Origin of the sequence: Corynebacterium canis, from assembly GCF_030408595.1 — a bacterium.
Taxonomy (GTDB): domain Bacteria; phylum Actinomycetota; class Actinomycetes; order Mycobacteriales; family Mycobacteriaceae; genus Corynebacterium; species Corynebacterium canis.
The window spans coordinates 1582311-1594447 of record NZ_CP047080.1 but is presented as its reverse complement, the minus strand read 5'-3'; the positions used below and the strand labels follow the sequence as shown (position 1 = coordinate 1594447).

The following is a 12137-nucleotide window of genomic DNA, read 5'->3' as shown; positions in this document are numbered from 1 at the left end:
TCCACCATTTGGGGGAGATTGGAAAATCGCCTGTTCAGGGGATGTTTTTCCAGGTGGCTATCGGCACGATAAAGGTATGAGCAGATTACTTGAAGGCCGAGACGTATGTGTTCGCTTCGGCCATACTGAGGCGTTGAAAAACGCGCACTTAAGTGCAAAGCCGGGAGAGGTGGTGGCCCTGTTGGGGCCAAACGGCGCTGGTAAAACCACGCTGCTGAAGTCCCTTTTGGGGCTGATCAAACACACCGGAGAAATCACGATCACCCCTGACGTTGGCATCCTTCTCGATGACGGTGGCTTACTCCCCGGATTGACTGGTCGCCAGCATCTCGTGGCGGTGCTGTTGCATCGCGGCTTGCCTGCTAAGCGAGCCGATGAGCTTTTGGAACTGGTCGACATGGCTAGGCACGCGGACCGTAAGTTGGGGCAGTATTCGTTGGGTATGCGGCGTCGAATAGCGCTTGCTGCGGCATTGGCTACCCAACCGAAATTATTGCTTCTTGATGAGCCTGCAAATGGCCTAGACCCCGAAGGAATCCGTTGGTTGACTAGTTTTTTGCAACGGTATGCGGCGGCGGGTAACGCCGTGGTGATCTCCACGCATCATTTGGCGGAAGCCGCGATCATGGCAAGCAAAGTCACCATGATCAATAACGGCACAACCGTTTATGAAGGCGAAACTCAAGACAACCTTGAACAGCACTATTTTGAACTCATGGGGAGCGAATCCTGATGAAAAGTGAACTTTACACGGCAAGAAAACTACTGGTAATCAGGATTATTTGTGGGATTCTGTTCTGTGGAATCCTTGCGACTTCCATGTTGATGGGATTTTTGCCTAAACTCCTGGAGATTCAGGAGGTGCAGGTGATGGATCCGCAAGCGCAGCAGATGTTGCAAATGTTAGATCCGAAGCTGGAGATTTTCCAATTGCAAATGCTTGATATCACGGGTTCGAGCCAAAGCGGAGGGCTTGTGATTTCGCAGATCGCCGCCGTTGTTTTGGGCGTGATTTTGGTGGCGGGCAATTTCCGGCATGGTGCGGTGGTATGGAAAGTCCTGCAGGGGCGTTTGCGCTGGGGTCTTAATATTCTTGGAGCTACAGCATTGTGCACGGCGAGTATTGCGGCGCTGAGTTGTTTTGGAACGCTTGGTGTCACGGGTGTGGTCACGAGTTTGTACGGTGTGGACTGGAACGTACAGGTTGGCGAATTGCTGCTGGTGTGGGTGCGGGGAATACTATCGCTCACGCTTTTGGCATTGGCTTGTGCCGGCGTAACCCTAGCCACGCGTAGCGGTGGTTTGGCTGCGGCCGTGATCGGCGGTGTGCTCGGAGCGGAAGTGATCATCGGCACGATCATGACGCTGGCGCATTACGATGCGAAGTACCTTTCGTGGATGCCCTCGCACGCAATTGCCGCCGCCGTGGGCGTAGGAAATGACCTTAGCTATGGCATCGGTGCTGGCTTATTGTGTTGTATCGGGTGGGCTCTCGTCGCTTGTCTTGTTGGTTGTCTTCGCCTGCGTACCTACAATTTATAGTCATGGTAACGGATCGGATTCTCTGTGTAATAGTGCTCTGTACTGGAGTTTTAAACACAGTAATCTCGCTGTGGCTCACGCAGTCCCTGCCCGTTAATTTGCCTCCCATGCAGCCTGTAACCATTGCGGTGACCGGCTGCATGTTGGTTGTTCAAGCACTCGCAATGCTGAGGCGCCGCACCCAGCCTGTTCGAATGTTTTGGCTAGCCCTGTGTTGTGAGGTTTTTATCGTTATCACGCCAGTCATGCAGGTCCCGCCGACGAGCGCGGGCCAAGGGTTAGCCTTGCTATTTTTAGCGTATGCGCTGGTGCGCTATTCGCAGCATCCGGTGCGTCATTTAATTCCCGGAATTATTATCGTTTCGATTGTGTATGCGATGCCTGCGATGGTGGTTCCGGTATTGAGAATCAATACACCGATTCTAGCGCTCGCATCGTTGGTTACGGCGCTATTAACGCTCGGCGGCGGCGCGCTCACTGGGTTTATTGTGCTGAGTAATCAGCGGCTTCAGGATGCGCAACGGCAAATGATCCTTGCGGAGGAACGTACGAGGATTGCGCGGGAGTTGCACGATACTACGGCGCATCATCTGAGCAGCATCGCCATTCAGACTACGGCTGCGCGGGCAATGTTGGATACGGATCCGGCGGCGGCGCGCTCTCATCTTGAAGGCGTTTCTGCAAGTATTTCTGCGGCTCTTGCGGACGTACGTGCGACGGTGTCAACGTTGCGTAACTATACCGCGGCGGAGGTGGATAATGCGCCGCAGCCAACTCTTGACAACGTTCCGGAGTTAATCGAACACTGCCGCGAATTGGGCATGGATATTCGAGTGCAGGGGTCCGGATTGTCGGAGGGTTTAACCACCGTGGAACAGCGCTGCGCATACCGGATTTTGCAGGAGGCGTTAACTAATGCGCGGAAGCACGCCCCCGGAGCCACAGTCGAGGTGACGCTGTACGATGCAGGGTTGAAGGTGCACACCCGCGGTAGTTTTACCGCAAAACCGTTGGGGCGTGGCGGTACCGGAATGCGGGAACGTGCAGCTCAATGTGGTGCAGAATTGTTGAATGGGCCGGCCGAGCACGGCTGGTTGGTGGCGCTGAAATGGAAGGAAACTCGTGATTCGCCTGTTGATTGTTGACGATGAAGCGCTCATACGCACCGGCCTAGCCACGATTTTTCGCGCTTCCGGCGAGATTGACGTGGTGGGGGAGGCGGGCACGGGACGCGAGGCCGTCGCCCAGGCCCAGGCGCTGCACCCGGACGTTATTTGTATGGATATTCGAATGCCCGATGGGGACGGATTATCGGCCACGCGGGCGATTCGCGCCTTGGATCCGGCGCCGAATGTCATCGTAATCACCACCTTCGATATGGACGAATACGTGTTCGGGGCGCTGGAGGCGGGCGCGTGCGGGATCCTGCTCAAGGATTCGCCGATGGAAACCCTAGTCGAAGGCGTGCGGCGCGCGGCCTCCGGGGAGGGGCTTGTCGACGCCGCGCTGACCCGCCGTGTCATCGCAGAGTTTGCGCGCCGCAAAACCGGCGTGGCACTTGCTTCTGCGGGGCTCACTCCACGGGAGCGTGATTGCGTAATTGCATTGTGCCAAGGATTCAGCAATACCGAAATTGCGCGGAGCCTATTCTTGGAACCTTCGACGGTGAAAACTCATTTGTCCTCCGCGATGGCGAAAACTGGAACGCATAATCGCGTCCAGCTCGCCATCTGGGCCTTTAGAAACAATGTGGTCAGCTAGGGGATTATTCTTCTCGGGCTTTGAGGCCCGCCACCAAATCCTGTTTGCGGAGCTGGGTGCGGGCGTTGAGCCACACAATGCCGATCACTACAATTGCCGCGGCGATTGCGACCGCATAGCTGATTTCCGTAACCTGCGCCTGGAATAGCATCGAATCGTTTGAAAATAGCGATGTCAGGTATGTGGTGAGCACATATCCGCCAACCAAACCGATCGGGAGTGCCAACAAGAATTGCAGGACCATTTCTTTGAGGTATGCCCTGAGGATGTCGTTTCGGGAATACCCCATGACCTGCAGCACAATGAATTCGTATTGCCGCGCCAGCAGGGTGATTGAGGAAACTGAGTATAGGGTCGCAATGCCCAATACGATGGAGAAAACCACCAACAGTGTTGTGTACACCCCGAACGTATCGGTGAGTTTTTGGTAGCTGGTTTTATCGTCCGTAATGGAACTGACGGATAGCACGTCGTCTTCGCGTTCCAGTTTCTTTACAATGGCGTCCACATTGGTGCTTGCCTGCGCGTATACCGTGTTATACACCGGATCGTGCAAGTTCAGGTGCTTCTCCGCGGTATCGAACGTGAGCGCGACGGTAAAACCGAGGTTTTGATTGGACAGGTCGGAGATTTCTACGCTGCCGGACGCCAGCCCGCTCGGCGTCGAAATATCCACGCTATCCCCAATGCCCACGCCAAGCTTTTCCGCATAGTATTTCGGAATCACCACGCCGCCCTCAAAGTCCACCGGCTCGCCGACTTCGGTGGTCAGGTTGTGCATTTCAATTGGGTTATCGGCGATCAGCAGCGGCAGATCCTCAGAATGCTCATTGGAGTCCAGCGTTGCGGAAAGCACGAGTGCGCGTTCGTAGGCGTCGAGGGACACGGCGTCGATAAACTCCGGTTCCTGGTCGCGCGGTGTGGGCGGCACGTTGATGGACACATCGTAGCGGGCAACGGTGTCGTAGTAATTCGAGGTCACATAGCGAAACGAGTCCCTGAATCCGAGCGACATCACGGTCAGCATGAGCAGTGCGATCATGCCGCACAGCATGGCGATAAAGCGCCCCTTGTTGCGCAGGGTGGCCTTCGCGGCATAGCGCGAATTGAAGGACATTCTTCGCCACAGGGGGGTGCGTTGCAGCAGGATATTTTTGCCTTCTTGCGGCGCTTCCGCGTGCATGGCCTCCGCCGGGCGGATCATGACGATGCGCCCCACCGCAAATAGTGTGGACGCTACACAAACGGCGATAGCGAGCGCGGACGGCACCACAAGGTTGTCGATAGAACCATCGAAATCCAGGAACGGCGCAGAAAGCACGGAGTCGAAATTCCCGATCACCCACGGCCCAGCGAGCTGCGCAAATCCGAAGCCTAGGATGGAGCCAACCAACGCCGTCACTACAGCCGCAAATATGTACAAACGCATGACTTCCCAGGAGCCGTAGCCCATCGCCTTGAGCACGCCGATCTGGCGCCTATCGCGCAGCACATTGCGGCGCTGCCCCACGAAAATCACAACCGCAGCGATAATCAGAAACACCAGCGGAAAAACGTACGCCATCAATCCGAAATGTTCGACGTCGGATTTAAAGGCGTTGTAGCTATAAATGTCCGGCCGCCGCGTGACGTCGCGCACTTTGTCGCCGAGTGTTTCAGCGATGCGATCGTCCAAATCTTCCGTATCGACGCCCTCACGGTAGCGCACCGCAATTTCGCTTAAGGGCAGCTCGTGGCGCGTCATAAATTCGGTATCCACGTACAGCATCCCAAAGTCTTTGGGATCGGCGATCGGCTGAGTTGCGCTCTGTTTGAGGTATAGGTCTTCGGGTGTCGTGGCGAATCCCGCTACCACGCACGAATCCTCAAAGCGCTTATGGGAAAACTCAATCCGGTCACCGACCCGCACCTTGTTCGCCTCTGCGTATTTCTCCGTAATTAAACACTCGTCGGGGCTGCGCGGGGATTTCCCGCTGTAGATATACGGCTTATTGGCCCGCGGGCTGCTGGTGTCGTACGACATTAAACGCAGCGTGTGATCGCCGCGCTGCGTATCCACCACGGCGCGGCGCTGCACGGCCTCCACCCCGGGAATTTCCGCTACCTTCTTTTCGTCCTCCGCATCGAATTCCCCGCCCGCGACGAGCAGGTCGGGGAGCGCGTACTGGTGAAAGAACTTATTGGAGCTATTTTCGTAATTCACCGAGGAGGTTTTAATGGTCACGTAAAACCCAATGCCCACCGCAATAATGATAATCAAGCCCAGAAGCGATCTGGCCTGCCGGGCGGATTGCCGCAGCATGTTTTTGGTGGGTGCTTTCACTACCACTTCACCTCGGCCGGGCTTAGTGGGTTGGCGTTGGATTCAATATCAATGATCTTTCCGCTGCGCATTGTGAGCACTAGGTCAGCGATATTCGCTATGTCTTGATTGTGCGTGATCACAATGATCGAAGTGTTGTTTTCCCGATGTAGCTGATGCAGCACCTCCAGCACTTTGATGCCGGTTTGGAAATCTAGGGCGCCGGTCGGCTCGTCGCATAACAGCACCGCCGGTTTTTTCGCCAAACCACGGGCGATTGAGACGCGTTGTTGTTGCCCGCCGGATAATTGGGCGGGGTAATGGTCGAGCCTGTCGCCTAGGCCCACTTTTTCTAATGCCTCGGTGGCGTATTCCCGGGGAATGCCCGCGATTTCGGTGGAGAATTCCACGTTCTCTTTCGCGGTAAGGTCCGACAATAGGTTATATGATTGGAATACGAACCCAACTTCGTTTTTCCGAAACTTTGTCAATTGTTTCGCGGAATAGTTCGAAATGTCCGTGCCATTAAAAAGCAATGTGCCCGAGGTTGGGGTATCCATTCCGCCAAGCATATTAAGTAGGGTACTTTTGCCGGAACCGCTGGCTCCTAGGACAACAATGAATTTGCCTGCGGGAATATCCACGCTAACGTCGTCGAGCGCGCGCACTTCGGCCGGTGGTTCGCCATAGGTTTTCGTCACATTTTTCAGTGAGTAAAGCAATGTATTTTCCTTTAAATGCGGGGTGGATGGTGTTTTGTGGCATTTCCACGCTAGGCGTTCTGATCGGCAAAGGCAATAGGTCCGATGAATGCGCAACGCTCACTTTAATAATACTAGGAATAACGCAACGGGAAACTCGATAGCAATTAAAAAGTCGCAAAAACGGTCGTTTGTGTTACAGATTTTTGGGCGCCGAGGTCGGCCGGCACATCGCCTAGCCAACGTGGCGAGCCGCCGCAGTGGGGGAGGTGGCGGCGGAGAAACTGAGTAAACCGATAGCTATCCTGTCCTGCCTTCTATGTGCGAATTGGGCGCAACCTCTCAGCTTTAGCTTCAGAAAAACGCCAGGTAGATCGACAAAAAGAGCAGCGAAACCCCCAAACCATGCAACATTTGGTCGAATTGAAAAACCTGAGTAAACTGACAGAACAGAGTGAATTGAGTGAACCGAGCCGTTGGCGCTCGGCGGATTGGTGAGGCGATGATCGTGAAGTCCCCCTTCGACCCCCGGCTGGGCGTTATCCCCGAATTAGTCGCTGCGTGCGATTGGCCGGTTGCGGAGTTTTCGGCGAGCGCGCCGCGTGGCTGTTTGCTCCTAGGGTTCCCCGGTGCCGGGAAGACAACGGTCCTTGACGGCCTTGAACAGGCCGCGCGGAATAATAATTGGGCGGTGATTGCGGAAAACGCGACTGCCGGTGTTTCTGCGCGATTCAGAGACGCACATGTGCCCGCTTTAATGGATGCATTAGGGATTTCGGTTCACGGCCGCAGGGTCACCGGAGTTTCCGCCCCGCAATTCTTTGGTGTTGCGCGCCAGGAACAATCCTCGTCGGCGGGAGTCCTGCACGAGAGTTTTAAGCAGATCGTGGAAGTCCTCGCGCAACATAACAGTGGTGTACTTATCACCATCGATGACCTCAACGCACATACTTTCACGGAATTCGAAGAGATTTTCGCCGCCATTGCGCCGCTTTTGCGCGCGAGCGCTTACGTCCGTGTCGTGGCAACAATGTCACCCTATGAATTTGGCAAGCTTCCCCAAAACAAACAGGAGTTGCCGGGGTGTGTAATCGAGAAATGCGCGCCATTGAGCCTAACCCAGGTGCGGGAATTGTTTATCAATGCGGCGGCGCAGCTGGAATGGCAGTGGGAAGAAACAGCACTGACAAAGGCGGTGGCGGCGACGCATGGTTATCCGCTTCTCGTGCAATTAATTGGCCACCATTGCATAGACGCGGCGAAACAATCCGGCCGCCTCGATGATCTTTGCGTCCAACAAGCTCAATCAATTGCGCTGCAAGAATTCGCGGAGCTTGTGGTGCGCCCATTGTTGGCGGAATTGTCTGGCTTAGATCTGGTGTTTTTACAAGCGGTTGCGGCCGAAGAGGGGCCGGTAAAAATCGCGAATATTGTGGCGCGAATGGGGCGTTCGGCGGATACTATTGCCCAGTATCGCAGGCGCCTTGTGGACCGTGGTTTGCTTGAAATGGCGCGTCGCGGCTGGGTCGATTTTGCCCTGCCGGGAATGCGGGAATGTCTCCGCCAATTGCATTAATCGGCGGTGCTTCCCGGCCACCCGGGATATGCCGGCGGTGTGCCACCGAATTCGGGGCAGAGTTTTTGGTGCGGGCACCAACCGCATAGCTTCGAGGTGCGCGTCCGGAATATCCCGCTTTTTCCATCGCCTTCGATCTTGGACCACAGATCGCCCAGATCCCGCTCAAAGTATTCGAGTTCCTCCCGCGAGGGCGTAAGAAACATGGAGTCGATTACCTTTAAATACATGAGGCGCAATTGCGTCGGGATAACCTGAAACAGCCGCCAGTACACCAGCGCGTAGAAGCGCATTTGGAATTGCGCTTGTTGGCTGTACCTGGGGAGGGGCTTTTTGCCGGTTTTATAGTCCACCACGCGTACTTCGCCGGTTGGGGCGATATCTACGCGGTCAATAAACCCGCGCACTGGAACCCCGTTGGGTAGCACGGTATCCACATACATTTCGCATTCGTGCGCATCGAAGCCTTGCGGGTTTTCCATGCTGAAATAGCCGCGCAACAGGCTGCGGCATTCGACGAGGAAATCGTAGAGTTGATCCTCCGGCACCAGCGTTTGGAGGTCGCCGTCTTCCTTGCACATGGCCGCCCATTGCGGTTTTAGTCGTTTGACGGCGGCTGGGTAGAGCCGCTGCTCCCTGGGCAGCTTGTGCATTTCTTCGAGTACCGCGTGCACTAGGGTGCCTTTGACCTGGGCCACGGTTTTGGGTTCGGGTAGTCGGTCGATGGCGCGCAACCGGTAGAGCAGGGGGCATTGCTGGTAGTCCCCGGCGCGGGAGGGGGAGAGGGCGAGAGGTCGAGGCTGGTTCACGGTTCAATACTGTACCGTGAGAACCTCGCCTCGACCTGTGCGCTCCTTGAGCTACATCGCACCTGCGCGTGCTTTGGCGATGAGCCCGGCAACGGTGTGCCGGAGGTTGTCGGGGATATCGCGATCCTCAACATCGAGGAAGCCGCGGACGATCAGATCGCGCGCCTCGTCTTCGTCCAGGCCGGTGGACATCAGGTATTCCAGCCTGTCGGAATCCACCATGCCCACGCTCGCTTCGTGCGAGAGTTGCGCGGTGTCGGTGGCCGCGACGAGTGCGGGCACGGAGGTGATGGTGCCGTCGGGCGAGATCATCAGGCCGTCGCATTGCAGGAATCCGCTGGTGCCATCGCCGCGCCCGAAGAGGGTGGTTTCGTTTTCAATGTCGCCACCGTCGGAAACCATGCGGGCGACCTGTTCACAGCGCGACCGATCGCCCTTCAGTTCGACGATGGATTGCACTTTGCGGTGGGTACCGGTGGGCGCAAACACGACGGAGTGGTTGGTGTCCACGGCGTCGTCATCGAGGACGGTGTAGGACGATGCGATGTGGCTGCGGATCGCATTGACGGCGACCGAAATGGAGCTGCATACGGCGCCTTCCGCGATCTTGGTGCCGCTGTAGGATCGCACATCCATTTGTGCGCCCCAGCGTTCCACATCGAGGGAACGCACGCGTGCCTTGGGGTGGATAAAGGTCTCGGAGACGGAGACGTGGGTGCCGTGCGTCATATGTTCGGTTACGGCGGCGCCGGAGATGGAATCCACCACCGCTCCCTCGCCGATCACAGTGATGTCGTGCATGTATTGGCGTTCCTGCGGCACCGTCATCAGGGTGAAGGATTGCAGGGGCTTATCCAATACGGCATTGTCGTGAACCCACGTGAAGGTGCCAAAGGGGCGGCGGGTGGATTCGAATGCGCGGCGCAGCACTTCATCGCTCGTAGGATCGATCAGTGAGAACATGAGTTCTTGCAGCCACGGGTAGGTGACCAGGGCGTCGGCAAGCGGCATGATCTCCACTTGGCCGTCGTGCGTGACCATGTGCTCAACGTGGTGGTCGACGAGTATCGACGTCGCGCTTGACTCGGTCTCCGGCACGTACCCCACCGTCTTCAGCAGGTCCGGGTTGACTGAGGTGTGCCCCAGCCCAGTAACTGGGGTGACAGGGGCTGGTTTGGTGTTCATGATGAACTCGCTTCCATTAGGTGTGGTATCCGTGAAGGCGAATACGTTCGAATAGTTCACGGGGATCGCCGGAATCAACGATGCGACCAGCAACCATAAGGTGGGCGATCGTGGCATCAACGTGATCGAGGATGAATCCTGTGTGGGTCACAATCAGCGCGCCTCGGGCGCCGGCGCTACCCGGCTCCTTGAGCAATTCTTGGACCGCGTGGCCTACCACTGCAACGTGTTCAAGATCCACGCCCGATTCCGGTTCATCGAACAAACACAGATCCGGTTTTTGCAGCAGTAGCTTCATGATTTCCCAGCGTTTGGTTTCGCCGCCGGAAAAACCGCAGTTCACTTCGCGGTCATGAAGATGGCCCAGTCTTAATGTTTCTGCGGCGCGAGCCACGGCGGGCTCTGCGTGCATCGCTGCGGCCAATTGGGAGACCGTAACACCCGGCATTTTCGGCGGGCGTTGGAACGCCATGCCAACTCCGGACTTTGCGCGTTCGGTGACATCCATATCGGTGATATCTTTGCCACGGAAAAGGATTTTCCCGCCCGTTACAGTGAACGGACCTACGCCCATGATTGCGTGAAGCAATGACGATTTCCCGGAACCATTTGGCCCAAGAAGAACGTGAGTTTCGCCCTCTTGGATGGTGAGTGAGACTTCGTGGCAGATGGGGGTTTCGCCGACCCCGACGGAAACCTCGTCCAACTGCAATAGGGGCACAGTAGACACTGTGACCTCCCTTCGTTTGATTTTTCTAATACCTAAATCTTAACGCAATAAAGCATTCACCGCAGGGGTGTTAATACCGAAATTGGGGGTACGCTGAGTGAAATATTGTGAGAAATAGATAAACGTCTAAATGTCACCGATATTTAACTTTTAGGCTAGGCTGCATTTGCCCATCAATTGTGAAAACGATTTCTTTAGTAAAGTTAAGCCCGCATGGAATTTGCTTGTGATCCCAGGCGAGATCACCATCGGCGGTTGCACATATGGCTTAGGCTAACTGGCATGCGTAATTTCCCAGCTTTCCTCAATGCCTCGCCAAGTAGTTTTCATGCGGCGGCTGAGGTTTCGAACATGCTTACCGGTTTCCGTCAGCAAGACGAGACACAACCGTGGGATGCCAGCCCCGGCGGGCATTACCTTATTCGAGGTGGCGCGATTGTCGCCTGGTGGATTCCGGAATCGCCCCGGCACGCGTTCCGCATCGTCGGTTCGCACACCGATTCGCCAGGTTTTATGCTGAAGCCTACCCCCGAGGCAACCGTGGCGCACTGGCAGCAGGCGCAGGTGGAGGTATATGGTTCACCCATTCTGGCCTCGTGGTTCGACCGGGAACTACAGTTCGCAGGCAGGATCGTCCTGCGGGACGGCACGGAAACCTTGGTAGCCACGCCACCGGCGTTCCGCATCCCGCACTTGGCCATCCATCTTTCGCGTGAGAATAATCTCACCCTGGATAAGCAACAGCACATGCAGCCGATCTTCGCGGCCCGGGAGGGTGCGGGCGGCGTGTTGGACTTGCTGGCGGGTGCGGTGGGCGTCGATAAGCACGACATTGCCGCGTGGGACCTTATTACGCGCGACGCACAACCCGCACGGGTATTCGGCATGGAGGATGCCTATATCGCCGCCGGAAGGCTGGACAACCTTTCGTCCGTATATGCGAGCGCCCGCGCGTTTGTGCAGGCCACGGCCGATGCGACGGACATCCTCGTGCTGGCGTGCTTCGACCACGAGGAAATCGGCAGCGCAACCACCAGCGGCGCGGCGGGACCACTCTTGCAGGATGTGCTGACGCGCACCGCATACGCCTTGGGGGCGGACGAGGACGCCTTGCGGCGTATGTATGCACGTTCGAGCTGCGTTTCCGCCGATGCCGCGCACGCGGTGCACCCGAACTACGTACAAAAGTACGATCCCGCGACGGGGGCGCAGATGAATGCCGGGCCGGTGCTCAAGATCAACGCCAACCAACGCTACGCCACCACCGCGCCCACATCGGCATTGTGGTTGCGCGCCTGCGCCGCCGCCGATGTGCCCGTGCAACGCTTTGTCAGCCGCAATGACGTGCCCTGCGGTTCCACGATCGGGCCGATCACGGCGACGCGGCTGGGCATCCCGACGGTGGACGTGGGCGTTCCATTGTTGTCCATGCACTCCGCGCGCGAGTTAGCAGGTGTGCGCGATATGGAGTGGTTTACCAGTGCGTTACACGCATACTTTGTCGATTAGACTCACCATGGATAGCGATACG

11 protein-coding genes are annotated in these 12137 nt (G+C 56.6%); 6 read left to right on the top strand and 5 right to left on the bottom strand.

All coding sequences use genetic code 11. The annotated features are described in order from the left end of the window. Positions 1-76: 76 nt before the first annotated feature. From CCANI_RS07000 to CCANI_RS06985, 4 genes are all read left to right on the top strand, one after another. The gene (locus tag CCANI_RS07000; protein ID WP_146323160.1) at positions 77-733 is read left to right on the top strand and encodes an ABC transporter ATP-binding protein; all 657 of its coding nucleotides are present in this window, start codon (positions 77-79) and stop codon (positions 731-733) included. Positions 734-819: 86 nt separating this feature from the next. Then, positions 820-1542, top strand: coding sequence for a hypothetical protein (locus CCANI_RS06995; protein ID WP_146323159.1), 723 nt, complete (start codon positions 820-822; stop codon positions 1540-1542). Positions 1543-1649: 107 nt separating this feature from the next. Then, a complete protein-coding gene (locus CCANI_RS06990) occupies positions 1650-2687 on the top strand; it encodes a sensor histidine kinase (RefSeq protein WP_246118131.1) in 1038 nt (345 codons plus the stop codon). Then, the gene (locus CCANI_RS06985) at positions 2665-3303 is read left to right on the top strand and encodes a response regulator (RefSeq protein ID WP_146323157.1); all 639 of its coding nucleotides are present in this window, start codon (positions 2665-2667) and stop codon (positions 3301-3303) included. Before CCANI_RS06990 ends, CCANI_RS06985 begins: the two co-directional genes overlap by 23 nt. 4 nt (positions 3304-3307) lie before the next feature. Here CCANI_RS06985 and CCANI_RS06980 read toward each other — a convergent pair whose 3' ends face one another. Together CCANI_RS06980 and CCANI_RS06975 are read right to left on the bottom strand one after the other, a co-directional pair. Further along, positions 3308-5626 (bottom strand): ABC transporter permease, encoded by a 2319-nt coding sequence (locus CCANI_RS06980; RefSeq protein ID WP_146323156.1) that lies wholly within the window; start codon positions 5624-5626, stop codon positions 3308-3310. Next, positions 5626-6306 (bottom strand): ABC transporter ATP-binding protein, encoded by a 681-nt coding sequence (locus CCANI_RS06975; protein WP_246118130.1) that lies wholly within the window; start codon positions 6304-6306, stop codon positions 5626-5628. The genes CCANI_RS06980 and CCANI_RS06975 overlap by 1 nt, the downstream gene beginning before the upstream one ends. A gap of 691 nt (positions 6307-6997) precedes the next feature. Here CCANI_RS06975 and CCANI_RS06970 point away from each other — a divergent pair. Further along, positions 6998-7882 (top strand): DUF8462 domain-containing protein, encoded by an 885-nt coding sequence (locus CCANI_RS06970; RefSeq protein ID WP_484037855.1) that lies wholly within the window; start codon positions 6998-7000, stop codon positions 7880-7882. On the opposite strand, the gene CCANI_RS06965 is transcribed toward CCANI_RS06970, so the two are convergent. Genes CCANI_RS06965 through CCANI_RS06955 form a run of 3 tightly spaced genes read right to left on the bottom strand, consistent with a single transcriptional unit; the run spans position 7879 to position 10597 of the window. Further along, entirely contained in the window at positions 7879-8691 is an 813-nt protein-coding gene (locus CCANI_RS06965) for a RecB family exonuclease (RefSeq protein WP_146323153.1), read from the bottom strand. The two genes, CCANI_RS06970 and CCANI_RS06965, sit on opposite strands and share 4 nt — an antisense overlap. 51 nt (positions 8692-8742) lie before the next feature. After that, positions 8743-9876 (bottom strand): SufD family Fe-S cluster assembly protein, encoded by a 1134-nt coding sequence (locus CCANI_RS06960; protein ID WP_146323152.1) that lies wholly within the window; start codon positions 9874-9876, stop codon positions 8743-8745. A 16-nt stretch (positions 9877-9892) separates the two neighbouring features. Then, on the bottom strand, positions 9893-10597 hold the full coding sequence (locus tag CCANI_RS06955) for an ABC transporter ATP-binding protein (protein ID WP_290210685.1): 705 nt from the start codon (positions 10595-10597) through the stop codon (positions 9893-9895). Between the two features lie 291 nt (positions 10598-10888). On the opposite strand from CCANI_RS06955, the gene CCANI_RS06950 reads away from it, so the two are divergent. Continuing rightward, positions 10889-12115, top strand: a complete 1227-nt coding sequence (locus CCANI_RS06950; protein ID WP_146323150.1) for a M18 family aminopeptidase — start codon at positions 10889-10891, stop codon at positions 12113-12115. Positions 12116-12137 lie beyond the last annotated feature (22 nt).

Coding starts and splice junctions, on each gene's coding strand:
- CCANI_RS06950 (WP_146323150.1), top strand. CDS start 10,889: ATGCGTAATTTCCCAGCTTTCCTCAATGCCTCGCCAAGTAGTTTTCAT.
- CCANI_RS06990 (WP_246118131.1), top strand. CDS start 1,650: ATGCAGCCTGTAACCATTGCGGTGACCGGCTGCATGTTGGTTGTTCAA.
- CCANI_RS06995 (WP_146323159.1), top strand. CDS start 820: ATGTTGATGGGATTTTTGCCTAAACTCCTGGAGATTCAGGAGGTGCAG.
- CCANI_RS06960 (WP_146323152.1), bottom strand. CDS start 9,876: ATGAACACCAAACCAGCCCCTGTCACCCCAGTTACTGGGCTGGGGCAC.
- CCANI_RS07000 (WP_146323160.1), top strand. CDS start 77: ATGAGCAGATTACTTGAAGGCCGAGACGTATGTGTTCGCTTCGGCCAT.